Origin of the sequence: Sphingomonas sp. 179-I 2A4 NHS, from assembly GCF_045369135.1 — a bacterium.
Taxonomy (GTDB): Bacteria; Pseudomonadota; Alphaproteobacteria; order Sphingomonadales; family Sphingomonadaceae; genus Sphingomonas.
This window is the reverse complement of record NZ_JBIQFL010000001.1, coordinates 26,441-44,520: the sequence shown is the minus strand read 5'-3', so window position 1 is coordinate 44,520 and position 18,080 is coordinate 26,441. Positions and strand designations below refer to the sequence as shown.

Genomic DNA, 18,080 nt, shown 5'->3' with positions numbered 1-18,080 from the left:
TATGGCTGGCAGGTGATTCGGCTCAGGCCGCGACCGCTTCCTTGCGCTTCTTGCGCACGATGGTCTGCGCGTTGGTATATTCCAACAGCCCCTCGACCCCGCCTTCGACGCCGACGCCCGATTGCTTCATGCCGCCGAACGCCGCCATCGGCGACAGATGCTGCGTCTCGTTGACCCACACCGTACCGCTGGCGATGCGCTGCGCGATCTCGAACGCCTTGTCCTCGTCATTGCCCCACACCGAGCCGCCGAGGCCATAGTCGGTCGCATTGGCGCGCGCGACCACATCGTCCACGTCGTCGAACTTCAGGAGCGGCAGCACCGGGCCGAACTGTTCCTCCTGCACGATCCGCGCGTCCTCGGGCGGATTGTCGAGGATCGTCACCGGCACGAAATAACCCGGCACATCGGCCTTCTCGCCGCCGATCAGGAACTTGTAGCCCTTATCCTTGGCGTCCTGGATCAGCTCCAGCACCCGGGCATATTGCTGCTTGTTGTTGATCGGGCCGATCTGCGTACCCTGTTCGGATCCGTCGCCGACCTTCACCGTCTTGGCATAAGCAACCAGCGCGTCGCGCAACTGGTCGTAGATATCCTTGTGGACGTACATCCGCTTGGTCGCGATGCAGATCTGGCCGTTGTTGCGGAACGCCGCCCAGAACAATTCCTCCGCGACCTTTTCCACATCCACATCGGGCATAACGATCGCCGCATCGTTGCCACCCAGCTCCAGCGTCACGCGCTTCAGCGTCGGCGCGGCCGACTGCATCACGCGCTTGCCGGTAGCGGTCGATCCGGTGAAGCTTATCTTGTCGAAGCCGGGGTGGCTCGTCATCCACGGGCCCAGATCGTCGCCGCCGGTGACGATGTTGAGCACGCCCGGCGGCAGCAGCTGGGCTGCCAGCTCACCGAATTTCAGCGTCGACAACGGCGTGAAGGGCGACGGCTTCAGCACCATCGTATTGCCCGCGAGCAACGCCGGGCCGACCTTGAACATCGCCAGGATCATCGGGAAATTCCACGGCGCGATCGCGCCCACCACGCCCAGCGGCACGTGGCGGGTCTCGCTGTAGCGCTCCTCGGAATCCTCGTTGACGGTGACGGGCAGGTCGAGCTGCGAGGCGGCCATCAGCCAATAGCCTGCGCCCATCACCTCGCCCTGCGATTCGGCGTGCGGCTTGCCCTGTTCCTTGGTCAGGAGGCGCATCAGCGGATCGGCATTGGCCATGATCGCCTGGCCCAGCGCGGCAAGCTTCGCCTTGCGCTCTGCGATCGGGGTCGCGGCCCAGCCGGGGAATGCCTTGCGCGCGGCCGCGATTGCCTTGTCGAGATCCTCCGGCGTGGCGTCGGGTACGCTGGCGATCACTTCCTCGTTGGCGGGATTGACCACGTCGAGCGTCGCCGAGCCGGTCACCAGCTCGCCGCCGATCAGCATGCGATAGTCACTGTCAAAGTTCATCGCGTCTCTCTCCTGATTCTATTGCGCCCCGCATAACAGAAGTTACGGGATCAGCACCACCTTGATGCATTCGCCGCGCGCCTGCGAAGCGACCGCTTCGTTGATCTGGTCCAGGCGGTAGGTCTTGATCAGCGTGTCGAACGGGAAACGCCCCGCGGCATGGTGGCTCAGCAATTCGGGGATGAACGTCTGCGGATCGCTGTCGCCCTCGATGATGCCGATGATGCGGTGGCCGGGCGTCATCAGCGCGGAAATGTTGACGCTGATCGCCGCATCCGCGCGCTTGGGCACGCCGACCAGCCCGATCGCGCCATGGCTGCCGAGCGACGCCAGCCCCGCCTCGATCGCGCCCACGTTGCCGCTGGTATCGAACACATAGTCCAGCCCCTCGGGAACGATCTCGCGCAGCGCCGCCGCCAGGTCGGCCCCCGCCGGATCGACCACATGGGTCGCGCCCAGCCGCATCGCGATCTCGCGCCGCGCGGCGATCGGCTCGACCAGCACGATCGTTTCGCAGCGCTGGATCACCGCGCCCATCACCCCGGCTAGACCAACCGGCCCGCCGCCGATGATCGCGATCGAGGATCCCGGCATCGCGCTAAGCGATCGCATCACCCCGCCCGCGCCGGTCTGGAAGCCGCAGCCGAGCGGCCCCAGCAGCTCCACTGGCGCGTCGGTCTCCACCTTCACCACGTTGCGCGCGCGCGTCACCGTCAGCGCCGCGAACGAGGATTGGCCGAAGAAGTGCGACGAGATCGCCTCATCGCCCCGGGAGAAGGCCTTTGACCCATCCTCCAGCCGCATCCCGGCATAATTGAGCGGCGGAAAGGTGCGGCAATAGCTCGGCAGCCCCTCCTCGCAGCGCGGGCAGTGGCCGCAGCTCGAAAAGCCGAGCACCACCTTGTCGCCCACCGCCAGGCCCTCGACGCCCTCCCCCAGGGCCTTGATCGTGCCCGCGCCCTCATGGCCCAGCACCGCCGGCAGCGGATAAGGCGCAAACTGATCGCGGAAGATGAGGTCGGTGTGGCATACGCCGACGCCCGCGATCCGCACCAGCACCTCCCCCGCGCGCGGCGCCGCCACCTCCACCGGCTCGATCGAAAAATCCCCCTCGGGAACACGGGCGACGGCGGCGATGGTCTGCATTGGCCTCTCTTCCTGTTGGCTTCCGGTCGAATGCCGGGCCCGCGAACTATGCCGCGCGCACCTGCGCATCGCACCCCGAAAAGTGCGACGGATCGTTGCGCACCCGCTCTTCCCAATGTCACTTGCAGCCGATACCACAGCGCAGCGAACAAAAGTTCGAAATGCGAACAAGGGGGATAGAGTGATTTCATTGGTTCTGGCCGCGGCGCTCGGCGCGGCTCCCGTCGCCGCGGGCACCGGCCCGGTCCCGGCGATGCCGGCGATCCTGCCGCTCGAACGGCGCGCCGAAACCGAGGACCGCTGGCTGAAGCTGCGCTTCGAACAGGTTCTCCCCACGCTGATGCGTCGTGACAAGGTGCAGATGTGGGTGCTCGTCGCCGGCGAGTATAACGAAGATCCGGTGATGGCGACGATGCTGCCTGCCACCTGGCTCCACGCGCGCCGCCGCACCATCCTCGTCTTCTTCGATCCGGGCGAAGGCAAGCCGATCGAGAAGCTCGCCCTTGCACGCTATCCGGTCGGTGATTTCCAGCCCGCCTGGAACCCGGACGAGCAGCCCGATCAATGGGCCGAGCTCGCCAAGATCATTGCTGAGCGCAACCCCGCGACGATTGCGCTGAACCGCTCGGAAGGCTTCCCGCTCGCGGATGGGCTCAGCTCCACTCACTATGAAGCGATCGTCCGCGCGCTGGGGCCGGACATGTCGAAGCGCCTCGTCGCGCACGAACGGCTGGCGCTCGGCTGGCTCGAAACGCGCATCCCGGAGGAAATGGCGACCTATCCGATCGTCTCGCGCATCTCGCACTCGATCATCGAGGAAGGCTTCTCCGAACGCGTCATCACCCCCGGCGTCACCACCTCGGACGATGTCGTCTGGTGGTTCCGCAACCGCATCAATTCGCTCGGGCTCGACACCTGGTTCCAGCCGAGCGTCGCGATCCAGCGCGCCGACGGCGGCAAGTTCAGCGTGCAGGAGATGGGCCATCGCGGCGATACGATCATCATGCCGGGTGACATGCTGCACGTCGATTTCGGCATCACCTATCTCGGGCTCAACACCGACATCCAGCGCCTCGCCTACGTGCTGAAGCCCGGCGAGACCGATGCGCCCAAGGGCCTGAAGGACGGTCTTGCCGCGATGAACCGCGTGCGCGCCGCCACGGTCGCGGCGCTGAAGCCGGGCCGCACCGGCAACGAGGTGCTGGCAGCGGCACGCCGGCAGGTAGAGGCGGAGAAGATCGACGGCACGATCTATTCGCATCCGATCGGCTATCACGGCCATGGCGCGGGCACCTGGATCGGCGCCTGGGAAAGCCAGAAGCCGGCGCCCGGCCGCGGCGATTATCGCATCGATCCGAACACCGCCTGGTCGATCGAGTTGAATGCACAGCACAACGTGCCCGAATGGGGTAACCAGAAGGTCCGCTTCATGCACGAGGAGGACGGTTTCCTCGCGGCGGACGGCACCTTCCGCTTCCTGGACGGTGCGCAGGACGAATTCATCCTCCTGCCGCGCCCCTGACGCACCGATAAAAAGTGGGTCTCATCGAGGATGATGAGACCCACCAAGTGTGGAAACACGCAACGGCCCGCCGCGGGGGCGGCAGGTAAAAGGGATCGTCAGCGTGCTCCGATCAGGTGAAACTTGGTCTGGCGCCCGTCGATGTAGCGAACGGTCTTGCCGTCGAAGAAGGCGTCTTCCTCGCTCTTGAAATCGACCATTTGGCCGCCCCATTCGGGCACCGCCCTGGTCGCCATCAGCTCGATCGACCAAGCGATGTTCGGCCGCAGCTTGTATTCGCCGGTCGGCACGAACTTCTGCTCTTCCGACAGGCCGATCGAGCTGCCCGCGCCATGGCCGTGATAGCCGATCGGGTGCGAATAGATCGTCGGCTTCAGCCCCGCCGCGATCGCCTTCGCCCGCGCGCGGTTCAGCACCTCGTTGCCGGTCGCGCCGACACGGAACTCGCTCGTCACGGCATCCTGCACGCGGTTGTTGTCGCGCAAGCCAGCCTTCAGCCCAGCCGGCGCATCGGTCTCGCCATCGCGCAGCACGTAAGCGACATGCTGTGTATCGGTGCTGAAGTTCAGATAATGGATGCCGAAGTCGACGCGCAGCATGTCGCCCTTCTGGATCACGCTCGCCTGTTCGCGCAGCACGCCCGGCGTGCCCTTGCGGGTGACTTCGACCGAGGGGTGGAACCACGATGCAAGGCCGAGGTCCGCAACGCGCTGGCGATACCACCAGACGAGATCCTCGTTGGTCGTCACGCCCGGCTTCACCACCGCGGGCGAGAAGCCTTCGCCGATGATCGCATGCGCGACGCGCACGATCTCTGGATAGACCTTCATTTCCTCCGGCGTGCGGGTCTCCAGCCAGCCGATCGCCAGCGGATAGCCGGAGACGATGCGGCTCTGCTGCTCCGGCGTCAGCGCCTTCATCAGATCGGTGTACTGGCTGTGCGTCAGGCCATCGCCGAACGCCGTCAGCGACGAGATGTTGAGCGCGATCTTCTTCGGGTTCCGCTCGGCGATCAGCTCTCGCACGCGCGCGAACTGATCGGGCTGCTTCTCCATGTCCCATACCGGCTGGTAGAGATTGCCCATACCGTGCTTGCTGACGACCAGCCGCTCGATCGGCTTGCCCTCGCCCGGATCGAAATAAATGAGGATCGTCCGCCGCCGCGCGCGCAAATTCGTCGCGTTCAGCATCGTCGAGACGACCGGGTCTTCCAGATATTCGCGCGCGATCAGCACCCACATGTCGATGCCGTTCTCGCGCATCAGCTGCGGCAGCACGGTCTCGAAACGGCGCTCCAGCCACGCATCGCGAAGCTGCGCCTGATCGCGCAGGCTCATGATCTTCGGCAGCGCCGGCGACATGGACTGTTCTTCCTGCGCCATTGCCGCGGGCGCGAGCGCCACCATGGCGAACGCCGCAGCGCCGCCCAACAAGCTCTTCAATCGTGGCATTTCAGCCCCCTCCTCTTTTATCCGAACGGCTTGTCGAGCGACGAGGGCGGCTGCGTGAAGAAGCGCGGCCCCTGCTCGGTCATGGTGAAGCAATCCTCGATGCGGATGCCGAACTTGCCCGGCAGGTAGATGCCCGGCTCGTTCGAGAAGCACATGCCCGGCGCGAGCGGCGTGGTTTCGCCATGCACCAGGTTCACCGGCTCGTGCACGTCGAGGCCGATGCCGTGGCCGGTGCGATGCGACAGCCCCGGCAGCGCGTAGCGCGGCCCGTAGCCAAGCTTCTCGTAATAGCTGCGCACCGCGTCATCGACGCTGCCCGCCGGGGCGCCGACCTTGGCCGCGTCCATCGCCACATTCATGCCCTGGCGCATATGGCCGAACACGCGGCGCTGCTCCGCGGTCGGCTCCCCGAACACGAAGGTGCGCGAGACGTCAGAGACATAGCCGTGCATGCTGCAGGTGCAGTCCATCAGCACCACGGTGCCTTCGGTCAGCTTCAGCCGTTCCTTGGAGCCGTGCGGCAGTGCGCTGCCCGGTCCCACCTGCGCGCTGCTCGACGCGCGCTGCCCGCCGAAGCGCTTCAGCTCGCCTTCCATGATCGCGTTGATGTCGTTGCCGGTCATCCCGGCCTGCACCTGGCCGTGGGTGGCGCGATAAGCCGCGATCATGATGTCGTTGGCGCGCTGCAACAGCGCGATCTCGGCCGGGCTCTTGATCATGCGCAGTGCATTGACGGCGCTGGCGCCCGAGACAGTCTTCAGGCCCGGCAGCAGCCGGCGAACACCATCGACGATGAAGAAGCGCACCGTCTCCTCCACCGCCAGCGTGCCGGCGCCCAGCTTCTTCTCCTTCAGCCAGCCGGCAATCAGCGCGAAGGGGCTTTCGTCCTCCTGCCACACGCGCACTTCGCCGGGCACGTCGAGCATCTCGCGGATCGACGGCTCCTCGAAGAAGGGCGTGACGATCAGCACCGGGCCGTCAGCGGGGATCACCGCCGCCGTGGTACGCTCGCTGCGCCACCAGTCGACACCGGTGAAATAGACGAGGCTCGATCCTGCCTCGACCAGCAGGGCCCCGATGTTCTGGCGGCGAAGCTCCGCCTGCATCCGGGCCAGCCGCGCCTCGCGCTCGGCGCGGGAAATCGGCGCGATCGGCGGGAAGGAAAGCGCTGACGCCGCCTGCCCCCCGAACACTGCCGCGGGCAGCGCGGCGAGCGCCCCGCCCACGGCCGCCCCGCGCAGCACATCGCGCCGCGCGAGAGCGCCGATCACTTGCGCCCCCCGAGGTCGCGCAGCAGGAAGTCCCAATAATCGAGCTGCTTCAGATAGCCTGCGATCGGCACGCGCTCATCGGTGCCATGCGCGCGGCTGTCGTCCGCGCCCAGCGCCAGCGCACCCGCGCCGTAGGTCGGGATGCCCGCGCTGCGGAACTCACGGCCGTCGGTGCCGCCCGACGACATGCTCGGCTTCAGCGTCACGCCCGGATAGGTCGCGTCCATCGCTTTCTGCAGCCGTGCGAACAGCGCGGGGTTCACCGGCGACACGGGGCTCGCGACGCCTTCGCCGACCAGCGTGACGGTCAGCTTGTCGTTGCCGATGGCCTGCGCGATCGTCTTCTGCACATCCGCCACCGACGTGCCCGGGAAGATGCGGCAGTTGACGTTGGCGGTCGCATTCTGCGGCAGCGCGTTCGGCGCATTGCCCGCCTGCAGCATCGTCGCGACACAGGTCGTCCACAGGATGTTCGCCTGGTGCGGATATTTCTCCGCCACGGCGCGCGCCGCGGCATCGTTCGGGTTCGCCAGCAGCGTGGTCAGCGCGGTGCCGAGCTCGCCGCCCTTCTCCTTCGCCATGTCGGCGACCATGATGCGGGTGATCTCGTTGAACTCGACCGGGAAGCGAAGCGCCTCCAGCTTGGTCAGCGCGCGGGCGAGATCATAGATCGCATTGTCGGCGCGCGGCGCGGAGCTGTGCCCGCCCGAATTCTTCGCGGCGATTGCGAAATTCGCGTAGGTCTTCTCCGCCGCCTGGATGTTGAAGCGGTACTTGCCGTCCTCCCCCATCGCACCCGAACCGGCGTCGGAATTGAGCGCGAACTCGGCACGCGAGACGAGCGGGTGCTTGGTCAGCGCACGCGTCGTCATCATGCCGCTTTCCTCGTCGCCCGAGAAGGCGAGCAGCAGGTCACGCTCCGGCACGAAGCCCGATTTCTTGAGGCGGATGAAACTGGCGACCAGCGCCGTCACGCCGGCCTTGTTGTCGGTCGACCCGCGACCGTAGATGTAGCCGTCCTTCTCGGTTGGGACATACGGATCGGTCGACCAGTTTTCCTTCAATGCGTCGACCACGTCCATGTGGCCCAGGAACGCGATCGGCTTCGCCTTCGCATTGCGCCCGGCGTAGCGCACGACGAGCCCGGCGGTCTTCTCGCCCTCAATCTCGACCGGCACGGTCATGATCTCGTCGGCGGTGAAGCCGGCCTCGCGCAGCCGCGCGGAATATTTCTCGATCAGCGTCGGCACCTGCCCGCGGCCCTTGGCCGTCGGGGTCGCAATCGCCTCTTCCAGCATCTGGCGCGCCATCGCCCGATCGGCGTCCGTCACGGGCGCGGCCGAAGCCGTCACGGCGGCAGACGACAGGACGAGCGCCATCGCGGCACCGGCACACCAACGCAATTTCATAACAATTCCCCACCCACAAAAGATGCCGGAGGCGCTACCGCGCGCCTCCGGCCATTGGCAATGTTCTTAGAAGCCGACCGTGGCGCTGAGGAACAGGTAGCGCCCCGTTGCATCGTAGAACTGCGGATAGGTATTGCCGTTGCCGCCGTCCTCGATCGCCGCGGTGGTGGTCAGCGGCGGATCCTTGTCGAACAGGTTGTTGATGCCGAGGCGGAAGGTGAAGTCCTTGCGCACTTCGTAGGACGCGGCGAGGTCGAAGTAGCTGCGCGACCCAAGCTCGCGGTTCACGCCCGAGAAGCTGCCCGTCAGCGCCGGCTGGCTGCTGGTCTGGGCAATCTTCACCGACGAAACGTAGCGCCACGTACCCGTCAGGCTGAACCGGTCCGCCGGTGCCCAGGTGGTCATGAACTTGTGGCGCCATTCCGGCCGCGGCCGGCCGCACAGGCCCGCATAGAGACCGACGCATTCATACACGTCCGCCTGCGGCGAGTTGGGCAGCGGCACCGTCTTGTACGAGTCGAGGTAGGTGCCGACGAGGTTGAAGTTCAGGCGGCCAGCGTTGATCCCCAGGTCATCGAGGTTCAGGCGATAATCGACCACCACGTCGACACCCTTGGTCTGCAGCGAGCCGGTGTTGACGTTGAAGCGCCGGAAGTAGCCGTTCTCGCCCTGCCACAGCGAACCCGACGGGCTGCGCTGGATCAGGCTGCAGAAGTACGGATCGCCGTTGCTGATGCAGTTCGCCATCGACAGGTTCGGGTTCACGCTGCCGACCAGGTCCTCGACCTTGATGTCGAAATAGTCGAGCGAGATGGTGAGGCCCGGGATGAAGCGCGGCTCGAACACCGCACCCAGCGCCAGCGTCTTGGCGGTTTCCGGCTGCAGGTTCTCGTTGCCGCCGATCAGCGAGTTGAACTGGCCCGCGGGGTTGTCGACGATGTTGCCGTACTGCGCCGCCGTCACGCCGGTGCGGGCGCACTGCGCCGCGGTCGCGATCGGGGTCGGGCCCGAGCACGGATCGAACGAGCCGTTGGCGTTCTCGGTCAGTTCGACCTCGAACAGCTGCTGGCTGGAGAACAGCTCGATCACGTTCGGCGCACGCACCGCCCGCTGGTACGAACCGCGCAGGCGGAAATCGCGCACCGGCGACCAGTTCAGGCCCAGCTTGTACGTGTCGGTCTTGAACCCGCTGTCATAGTCCGAGTAGCGATACGCGCCCTCGAACGACAGGCTGTGGAAGAACGGCTGCTGCTCGGCCAGCGGCACGATCAACTCGCCGAAGAACTCCTTCACCGCGACCGATCCCTTGATCGGCAGTTCCGGGCTGGCCGCCGCCTGATAGATTTCGTCCGGCTGGTAATCGACCGAATTCTTACGGAATTCATAGCCGAAGGCGACCGCGACACCGCTGTTCGCCAGCGGCGAGCGGATGCCCCATTCGCCAAGGTCACCGTTCACCGCGGCGACGACGTTCACCAGGTTCGTGTCACCGGTGATGGTCTTCACCTCTGAGACGTAATCCACCGCGTCCGCGCTTGCTGCCGCGCCGAAGTAATCGAGCGGCGAGCAGTTCGGATCATTGTTGTTCGGGTTGGCGTCGGCGTTGATCGCGCAGACGATCTGGCCGGCCGAATTGCGCACCGCATAGAAGGCGTTGGCCGTCCGCTGGCGGTTCGCATCGCCGGAGAAGCGGCTGCGGTAATTCACCTTCGAATAGATGCCGTACACGTCATACTTGAACGGCCCGGCGATGTCGCCGCGCGCGCCCAGCACGATGCGATAGCTCTGGTGCTGGATGTCGTCCTGACGATTGCCGCCCTCGACGTTGCGACGCGCGACGAGAACGCCGTTCGCGATCGACTGCGGGCCGACGTAATTGCCTGCCGCGTCATAGATGCTGCCGGTCGAAAGGCCGCGGCTGGTGCACAGATAATCGGCCTGCTGCGCGCTCAGGAACGGATTGTCGCAGTTGATGCCGCTGATGCCGCCGGCGTTGATCGCGATGCCGGCGCTGTTGGTGCCCGGCGCGATCTGCGCGATCGAGCGGTCCTCCATGAACGATGCTTCGATGTACGGGATGAAGTTCTCGTTCACCTCGTAATGCGCCATCGCACCCAGCGCGTAACGCTCGTCGGGGCGCTGGTAGTAATTGTAGGGCGCGAAATTGTACGTCGCCGAACCCGGAACGAAGCGGCCGTCGGACGCGCGGAACGACGTCGGCAGGCCCGGGACGCCGCCGGTGTTGGTGAAATTCGCCGGCGCGTTGGTGGCCGAGCCGCTGCACGAGAAGTCGTTGCCGCCGACGCCCGTCGCGCCCAGCGCGCAGGCGCTGTAATCGTAATCGGCCTGCAGGATCGGGTTCACCTTGCGGTACGTGGCATAGGCCGTCACGTTGCCGCGATCATCGTCGATGTTGCCGCCGACGACCGCCGACAATTCGGTGGTGAAGCCATTCCAGATGGTCTTCTCGGGCTTCTCATAGGCACCCGGCACGATCGCATTGTTGCGGTCGAGCAGGTCACGCAGCCCGTCGCGGTCGTTAGTGTGCTGGAAGCCGGAAACACTGCCGGAGAAGCGGATGCCGCTAAAATTGTCCATCAGCTTGAAGTTGACGACGCCCGCGATCGCGTCCGAACCGTAAACGGCGGATGCGCCGCCGGTCAGCACTTCGACCGACTGGATCAGCGGGGTCGGCACCTGGTTCAAGTCCGACGGGATGTTCTTGGGCGAGCCGTATGGCAGGCGGCGGCCGTTGACGAGCACCAGGGTGCGCGACGGGCTGAGGCCGCGAAGGTCGACCTGCGCGGTGCCGGTCGCCTCGTTCGAGTTGGCCGCGCCCTGCGCCGCGAACACCTGCGGCAGCTGGTTGACGAGGTCTTCGGTGCGTACCGTGCCGCGAACCGCGAACTCCTCTGCGCCCACGGTCGTGACCGGGCTCACGCTCTCGAGGTTCGGCGAGCGGATGCGCGAACCGGTGACGACGATGTCGCCCGGATCCTGCGCGGCGGCGGGCGCATCGGCGATGCTGTCCTGCGCCAGCGCGGGGCTAGCCGCGCCGGCAACCGCCACCGCGGAGCACAATAAGAAGGTACGCAGTCTCGACCTGGCAATCATTGTCAGTCTCCCCGTTCAATAATGTTGTGAAGGCGCCCGGCCGGTGTCCCTCGCCGGCCGGGGCCTGATCTTGCGCGTTACTTGTAGCGCCAGCTCGTCAGGTCAGCGCCCTTGGGTGCCGCCGCCTCGATCCGCTGCAGGATCTTGGGCACGTACATCCAGTTGTAGCGCAGGCGGCCGACCGAATTGGGCTGGGTCTTGTCGCCGTTCCAGCAATGCTCGTCGCGATCGCCGTACAGCACTTCCCCGCCGTACGCCGGCTGCGCCTTCTTCAGGAAATCCTCCATCAGATAGACGGCGTTGTTCAGGTAGAAGTTGTCCATGTCGCCGACATAGATGTGCACCTTGCCCTGAAGCTTGGGGCCAAGCGTCGCCCAGTCGCGCTCCATGATGTGGCGCAGGTCGTAATTGTCGCGCCAGTGCGCCGCGACGCTGGGGTCGATCTCGCCGGTCGCCTTGTTCCAGATGCGCTTGGGATAACCGTCCTCGCCCATCGGCGAATACACTGCTTCCCACACGTCCCACTGGCCGCCCGAGCGTGTCTTGTCGCCCAGCACCAGCTCCAGCCGGTTCTCGTCCTCGATCGTGTGCGACAGATGGCCCAGGTAATCGCGCTTGCCGGGCTTCGCGACCTTCCCGAACGGCCCGGTCCAGAAATAGGCGTTCTTGTCCTTGTAGATGTCCGTCACCATCGTCTGACGGAAATCGATCGGATCCGGGCAAGCGGCGAATGCGCCGTTATATTCGTCCGGATAGAATACCTGCGCGGCCAGCGCTTCCCAGCCGCCGGTCGACCCGCCGTACAGGAACCGCGCCCAGCCCTGGCCGATCCCCCGGAACTTCTTCTCCAGTGCGGGGATGAAGTCATAGGTGATGGCATCGCCATAGGGGCCGATGTTGGCGGAATTCACCGCATAGCTGTCGTCATAATACGGGTTCGAATGGTCGATCTCGACGATCAGCATCCGCGGGAAGTCGGGCGAGATCCACTTCTGGTAGAAGTCATACGCTTCCTGCTGCTCCGTCCGGGCATAGCAGGTCTCGTTCTTGAAGCGCTTGTTCGGCTCGCACTTGATGTCCGCATCGGGCGGCGTCGTGCGGAAACCGCCGAAATCGTCCGGGAAATGCCCGTGGAAGATGGCGATCGGATATTTCGCCTCGGGGTGCTTGTCGAAGTCCTTCGGGACGAGCACGTGCCCGCGGATATAGACGTCACGCCCCCAGAACTTGGACAGCCGGTCCGACTTGAACTTGAAGCGGCGGACGAATTCGGTGTCCTTGGGCTCCTCGATCGGGCCGAGCACCTCGGTCAACGCCACCTTGATCTCGCCGGGGCGCTTCGGATCGAAGTTCACCTTCATCGGCTTGCTGATGATGTTGCCCGGCTCCTTGCGCCAGTTCTGCCCCGCGCCGCGTGCGGCAGGCAGCTTCACGACCTTGCCGTTGCCCAGCTTGAACGTGTCGTACTTATGCAGGACCGCCTGCACCGTGTACGTGCCGGCCGGCACATCCGCGAGGCTGCGGCCGGGATAGCCCAGCACGTCCTTGCCCACGACGCGGGCCTGGCCGTTGCGGAAACCTTCGACCGGGATGCCGAACACCTGCGCGGCGTCATGGCTCGCATCGACCTGGAAGCGCGGCTCCTTCGTGTCGTCGGCCGCCAGCACCAGGATCACGCGGCCCTCATAGGGCGCTTCCTTGGCCGCCGGCGCCGCCAGCTCGACGCGGAATTCCTCTGCATGCAGCGCATGCGTCCCCGTTGTCAGCGCCGCGATTGCAGCGCCGACTGCGAATGTCTTTCGCATCGCAAATCCCCCAATGTCGGCGAGCCTCCCCGCTCAGCCGACGCTTGGAATTGTCCGCAAAGCAGACGTTGTCAATGAATTTTTGATCGCATAGCGAACGACAGTTGCAATAGCGAACGTTCTTGACGGCGGATGCGGACACCCGCACGGCGGCGGAAAGCTCAAGATTGTTCGTATTCGGACAGTGACCGGCCTAATGCCGCACCGACGGGTCAGGAGATCGTGCGAAATGCCGCGCAGTACACAGGATATTGATCATGCCGGGGAGGAAGAGGAGGTCTTTCCCGGCGAACAGGAAGATGGGCGCCATGAACAGGAAGATGGCGACCGGGATTATGTCGCATCTCTTGCCCGCGGTCTCGAAGTGATCTGCGCCTTCACCCGAGACAAGCCGACCATGACGCTCAGCGATGTGGCGAAGGCCACGGGCATGTCGCGGGCCACAACTCGTCGATTGCTGCTGACGCTGGTGCGGGAAGGTTACGCGGACAAGCGTGATCGGATCTTTTCGCTTCGTCCCAAGGTCCTTCAGCTCGGCTATTCGGCATTGTCCTCGGTCGGCATCCTCGATGTCGTCCAGCCGGTGATGAATGCTCTGTCGCAGCGGACGCAGGAATCGATCTACACCGCGGTCCTGACCGGCGATGATGTGACATATCTTGCCCGCTCGACGCCCGACCGTGTCATTTCGGTCAGCATCACCATCGGCAATCGTCTGCCTGCTTATGCGGTATCCACCGGCCGGGTGCTGCTGGCGGGCGAATCGGACGAATCGCTCGCCCGCTACCTCGATCGCGTCGAACTGGAAAAGCACACCTCGAACACGGTGCGCTCCAAGAAGCAGCTGCGCGCGATCATCGAGGAGACGCGCGCGCTCGGCTATTCACTGGTCGACGAAGAGCTCGAGGTCGGCGTGCGTTCGCTATCGGTGCCAATCTACGACGCGGGCGGCCATGTCGTCGCGGCGCTGAACGCCTGCTGCCCCTCGATGCGCTTCGCCGTCGACGAAATGCGCGAGAAACTGGTGCCGGAGCTTCGCGCCGCCGCCGCCAGCATCAACGAACGCTTTCAGGGCAAGTAGGCGCGGGGGGCGTCACCCCCCCCGCCCCGCCTGAGGGTTCAGGCAGCCAGCTCGTCCGCGACGAAGCCCGGCCAGTTGCGCATATAGGTGACGAACTGCGGGCTCAGCCCCTCGTCGAGCAGGTGCTGAGCGGTCACCGGCAGCGCCGGCGACTGGTACGCCGCCTCGCGCGCCACGCGCTTCGGGAAATCGTGCCGCAGGATCGCGGCGCGCCCGATCACCGCAAAGTCGCAGCCCGCCGCGATCACCGCCGCGGCATCCGCCCCGGTCATGATCTTGCCTGCTGCGCCCAGCCGCACGTCGCCGCGCGGCAGATCGGTGAAATAGCTCAGCAGCGAGCGGCCCTGATGCTCTTCTTCATACGGCTCCTTCGTCACGTCCCACAGCGACATATCGAGATAGTCGATGTCGCCCTTGGCCAGCAGCTGCGCCGCGACCTCGCGGATCTCGGCCAGCTTCAGCCCGAACCGCTCCGGCGACAGCCGCACGCCAAGCTGGAAATCGGTGCCGCAGCTGGCGCGGATGCCATCGACGATCTCGAAGATCAGCCGCGCGCGATTCTCCAGGCTCCCGCCATAGTGGTCCTCGCGATGGTTGATCTCGGCGGAGAGGAACTGCGCCAGGATATAGCCATGCGCGCCATGCACCTCGACGCCGTCGAAGCCCGCCCGTTCGGCGCGCACCGCGGCGGCGATGAAATCGTCGCGCAGCTGCTCCACCTCGTCCAGCGTCAGTCCGCGCGCGCCGCTCGCCGGGTCGTCCGACGGGCAGACCGGCGTGCCGACCAGGTCCTTGGGCGAGCGGTTGCCGGCATGGTGCAGCTGCACCGAGGAGACGGAACCGGCCTCCCGGATCTTCGTCGCCAGCCGCGTCAGGCCTTCCAGATGCTCGTCGCCGAACACGCCCAGCTGACCGGCAAAGCCCTGCCCCGCCTTCTGCACATGCGCCGCCGCGGTCATCGTCAGTCCGAAGCCGCCGGTCGCACGCATCGTCAGCCAGTGGAATTCCTCGTCCGAAAGCCGGCCGTCCTCATGGCTCTGCTGATTGGTGAGAGGCGCCAGCATGAAACGGTTCTTCAGCGCCGGGCCGCGCGTCAGCGTCAACGGTTCATGAAGCAAGGCGGCCGCATCGTTGGTCATCGGGCTCTCCTGGAAAACAGTGTCGCGCATCGCCGCCACGCATTCCGCGGCGCGCGCATGATGGTGATGGCACCGGCAGGTACACGCCAATGCGCTTGGCGCCGGGATGTCGCGATGAACGGGCGTTTTGGCAACCACCCCTTGGTTTTGCTTCCTCTGCTCCCTTCGCGCGTTTAGGCCGCTTCCTTCGCCCGTCCGGCGCCACCACGCGCCATTCCATGCCAAGGTCAGCCGCGCTTGTTCCGTCTCATCGATCGCTTCAGCCTGATCCTGCTAGCCACCGTCGTCGTCGCGACATTGCTGCCGTGCGAAGGGGACGTCGCACGCGTGTTCGACGTGGTCACGATCGGCGCGATCGCCGCGCTGTTCTTCCTCCACGGCGCGAAGCTGTCGCGCGAAGCGATCGTCCAGGGCATCACCAACTGGCGGCTCCACTTGCTGGTGCTGGCGATCACGTTCATCCTCTTCCCGCTGCTCGGCCTTGGCGCGCGCGAAGTGGCGCTGGGCGTGCTGACGCCCTCGCTCGCCGCTGGCATCCTGTTCCTGACGCTTCTCCCCTCGACGGTGCAGTCCTCGATCGCCTTCACCTCGATCGCCGGCGGCAACGTCCCCGCGGCGGTGTGCAGCGCATCCGCGTCGAACCTCATCGGCATCGGCCTCACCCCGATCCTCGTCGCTGCCTTCATGGGCGGCGAGGCGCATGTTTCGGGCGACCAGATCTGGGCGATCATCTTCCAGCTGCTCGTTCCGTTCGTCGCCGGCCACCTGTCACGCCCGCTCACCCGCGCCTTCGTGGAGCGCAACCGCGCGATGCTGTCGGTGGTCGATCGCGGCTCGATCCTGCTCGTCGTCTACACCGCCTTCAGCGCCGCCGTCGTCGAGGGGCTGTGGACCCGTCTTCCGATCTGGCAGCTGCTGCTCGTCGGCCTGTTCAGCGTCGTCCTCCTCGCGCTGGTGATGGTGATCACCGTCTTCCTCGCCGCCCGTCTCGGCTTCGATCGGGCGGATCGCATCGCGATCCTCTTTTGCGGCTCGAAGAAGAGCCTCGCCTCGGGCGTGCCGATCGCCGGCGTGCTGTTCCCGGCGGCGCAGGTCGGCCCGATCATCCTGCCGCTGATGATCTTCCACCAGCTCCAGCTGCTCGTCTGCGCCAGCATCGCGCAGCACTATGCCCGCCGCGCCGCCAGCGAGGCGGAGGCCGAAGAGGCCGTGGTCGCCGGCTGACGCCCGCCAGCCGCTTCCCGCGGGCGATCGGGCCCGCGAACGATTGACAAAGCCCGCCGTTCCACGGATCAGTCGCAAATAAGCGAAGCGACTTAATTCTAGCGGAGCGCCGTCCGGCGCTTCCGGGAGAGGGTGACGAGACAGTACGGTTCGCGGGGCACGCTGCCCCGTGCCCGCCAGTGACGTCGCCGTAGATCCACTCGGTCCGGAGATTGTCATGGCTCGGTTGAAGTTCGGTGCATTCCTCGCCCCCCACCACCCGATCGGCGAGCATCCGATGCTCCAGATGCGCGAGGATATCCGCCTCGCGAAGCACCTAGACGAGCTCGGCTATGACGAATTCTGGGTCGGCGAGCATCACTCAACCGGCTGGGAAGTGATCGCCTCGCCCGAGATGTTCCTGGCCGCTGTCGGCGAACATACCCAGCGCATCCGCCTCGGCACTGGCGTGGTCTCGCTGCCGTACCACCATCCGTTCAACGTCGCGCAGCGCATCGTCCAGCTCGATCACATGACGCGCGGCCGCGTGATCTTCGGCACTGGCCCCGGCGCGCTGCCGTCCGACGCATACATGCTCGGCATCGATCCGATGACTCAGCGCGATCGGCAGGACGAGGCGATCGGCGTCATCCGGCGCCTCTTCGCGGGCGAACGCGTGACGCATGAGAGCGACTGGTTCACGCTGAAGGACGCACGGCTTCAGCTATTCCCGCTGCAGGAGGAGATGCCCTTCGTCGTCGCCTCGTCGATCAGCCCTTCCGGCATGACGCTCGCCGGCAAATACGGGATAGGCGCACTCTCGATCGGCTCCAACTCGGACGCCGGCCTTGCCGCGCTGCCGACGCAATGGGGCTTCGCCGAACAGGCCGCCGCCAAGTCCGGCAAGACGGTGAGCCGCGACAATTGGCGCGTGCTGATGAGCTGGCACATCGCCGAAACGCGCGAGGAGGCACGCGCCCAGGCCGGCGCCGGCCTCATGAAATGGCATAATGAATATACCGTCGGCACGCTGATGCGCCCGGGCGCCAAGCCCTTTGCCTCGCCCGACGAGGCGGTGGACCTGACCGCCTTCGTCGACGGCGCCGCCGCCGTCATCGGCACACCCGACGATCTCGTCGCCGCGATCCGCAAGCTTCACGCCTCGGCCGGCGGCTTCGGCACCGTGCTCGGCTTCGTCCACGACTGGGCGAACCGCGAGAATACCGCCAAGAGCTGGGATCTCGTCGCGCGCTACGTCATCCCCGAGATCCACGGCCTGCTCGAAGGCTATCGCACCTCGCGCCAATATGTCGTCGACCATCGCGACGCGTTCGAGCGCGCCGGGCAGGCTGTGCTGTCGAAGATCATGTCGCACGAAGGCGCCGCCGCCGCGCTCAAGGCCGGCATGGAAGGGAATGTCGCGATGCGCTCGCCCAACGCGCCCGATCTCAACAAGGCCGCTGCGGCGATGAAGGAATAA

The 18,080-nt window shown here is 65.8% G+C and carries 12 protein-coding genes; 4 read left to right on the top strand and 8 right to left on the bottom strand.

Features of this window, described 5'->3' with window-relative positions:
- Positions 1 to 22: 22 nt before the first annotated feature.
- Positions 23 to 1,459 (bottom strand): aldehyde dehydrogenase family protein, encoded by a 1,437-nt coding sequence (locus ACH0CP_RS00170; protein ID WP_294443535.1) that lies wholly within the window; start codon positions 1,457 to 1,459, stop codon positions 23 to 25.
- Positions 1,460 to 1,501: 42 nt separating this feature from the next.
- Entirely contained in the window at positions 1,502 to 2,605 is a 1,104-nt protein-coding gene (locus ACH0CP_RS00165) for an NAD(P)-dependent alcohol dehydrogenase (RefSeq protein ID WP_294443536.1), read from the bottom strand.
- 181 nt (positions 2,606 to 2,786) lie between these two features.
- On the opposite strand from ACH0CP_RS00165, the gene ACH0CP_RS00160 reads away from it, so the two are divergent.
- A complete protein-coding gene (locus ACH0CP_RS00160; RefSeq protein WP_294443537.1) occupies positions 2,787 to 4,127 on the top strand; it encodes a M24 family metallopeptidase in 1,341 nt (446 codons plus the stop codon).
- A 98-nt stretch (positions 4,128 to 4,225) separates the two neighbouring features.
- Here ACH0CP_RS00160 and ACH0CP_RS00155 read toward each other — a convergent pair whose 3' ends face one another.
- The 5 genes from ACH0CP_RS00155 to ACH0CP_RS00135 form a co-directional block, all read right to left on the bottom strand.
- Positions 4,226 to 5,578: a M24 family metallopeptidase gene (locus tag ACH0CP_RS00155; protein ID WP_294443538.1), complete on the bottom strand. Its 1,353-nt coding sequence runs from the start codon at positions 5,576 to 5,578 to the stop codon at positions 4,226 to 4,228.
- A 17-nt stretch (positions 5,579 to 5,595) separates the two neighbouring features.
- Positions 5,596 to 6,849, bottom strand: coding sequence for a Xaa-Pro peptidase family protein (locus ACH0CP_RS00150; RefSeq protein ID WP_227772711.1), 1,254 nt, complete (start codon positions 6,847 to 6,849; stop codon positions 5,596 to 5,598).
- A complete protein-coding gene (locus ACH0CP_RS00145) occupies positions 6,846 to 8,258 on the bottom strand; it encodes a M20/M25/M40 family metallo-hydrolase (RefSeq protein ID WP_294443539.1) in 1,413 nt (470 codons plus the stop codon). The genes ACH0CP_RS00150 and ACH0CP_RS00145 overlap by 4 nt, the downstream gene beginning before the upstream one ends.
- Before the next feature lie 66 nt (positions 8,259 to 8,324).
- Positions 8,325 to 11,327 (bottom strand): TonB-dependent receptor domain-containing protein, encoded by a 3,003-nt coding sequence (locus ACH0CP_RS00140; protein WP_406876025.1) that lies wholly within the window; start codon positions 11,325 to 11,327, stop codon positions 8,325 to 8,327.
- Between the two features lie 122 nt (positions 11,328 to 11,449).
- Entirely contained in the window at positions 11,450 to 13,177 is a 1,728-nt protein-coding gene (locus ACH0CP_RS00135) for a hypothetical protein (RefSeq protein WP_294444994.1), read from the bottom strand.
- A gap of 229 nt (positions 13,178 to 13,406) precedes the next feature.
- Here ACH0CP_RS00135 and ACH0CP_RS00130 point away from each other — a divergent pair, with 229 nt between their 5' ends.
- Entirely contained in the window at positions 13,407 to 14,258 is an 852-nt protein-coding gene (locus ACH0CP_RS00130; RefSeq protein WP_294444995.1) for an IclR family transcriptional regulator C-terminal domain-containing protein, read from the top strand.
- A 38-nt stretch (positions 14,259 to 14,296) separates the two neighbouring features.
- On the opposite strand, the gene ACH0CP_RS00125 is transcribed toward ACH0CP_RS00130, so the two are convergent.
- A complete protein-coding gene (locus tag ACH0CP_RS00125; protein ID WP_294444996.1) occupies positions 14,297 to 15,427 on the bottom strand; it encodes an NADH:flavin oxidoreductase in 1,131 nt (376 codons plus the stop codon).
- A 207-nt stretch (positions 15,428 to 15,634) separates the two neighbouring features.
- On the opposite strand from ACH0CP_RS00125, the gene ACH0CP_RS00120 reads away from it, so the two are divergent.
- Positions 15,635 to 16,621, top strand: a complete 987-nt coding sequence (locus tag ACH0CP_RS00120; protein ID WP_294444997.1) for a bile acid:sodium symporter family protein — start codon at positions 15,635 to 15,637, stop codon at positions 16,619 to 16,621.
- Between the two features lie 217 nt (positions 16,622 to 16,838).
- Complete coding sequence (locus ACH0CP_RS00115; RefSeq protein WP_294444998.1) at positions 16,839 to 18,080, top strand: LLM class flavin-dependent oxidoreductase; 1,242 nt, start codon at positions 16,839 to 16,841, stop codon at positions 18,078 to 18,080.

Coding starts and splice junctions, on each gene's coding strand:
- ACH0CP_RS00135 (WP_294444994.1), bottom strand. CDS start 13,177: ATGCGAAAGACATTCGCAGTCGGCGCTGCAATCGCGGCGCTGACAACG.
- ACH0CP_RS00165 (WP_294443536.1), bottom strand. CDS start 2,605: ATGCAGACCATCGCCGCCGTCGCCCGTGTTCCCGAGGGGGATTTTTCG.
- ACH0CP_RS00125 (WP_294444996.1), bottom strand. CDS start 15,427: ATGCGCGACACTGTTTTCCAGGAGAGCCCGATGACCAACGATGCGGCC.
- ACH0CP_RS00145 (WP_294443539.1), bottom strand. CDS start 8,258: ATGAAATTGCGTTGGTGTGCCGGTGCCGCGATGGCGCTCGTCCTGTCG.
- ACH0CP_RS00170 (WP_294443535.1), bottom strand. CDS start 1,459: ATGAACTTTGACAGTGACTATCGCATGCTGATCGGCGGCGAGCTGGTG.
- ACH0CP_RS00155 (WP_294443538.1), bottom strand. CDS start 5,578: ATGCCACGATTGAAGAGCTTGTTGGGCGGCGCTGCGGCGTTCGCCATG.
- ACH0CP_RS00115 (WP_294444998.1), top strand. CDS start 16,839: ATGGCTCGGTTGAAGTTCGGTGCATTCCTCGCCCCCCACCACCCGATC.
- ACH0CP_RS00130 (WP_294444995.1), top strand. CDS start 13,407: ATGCCGCGCAGTACACAGGATATTGATCATGCCGGGGAGGAAGAGGAG.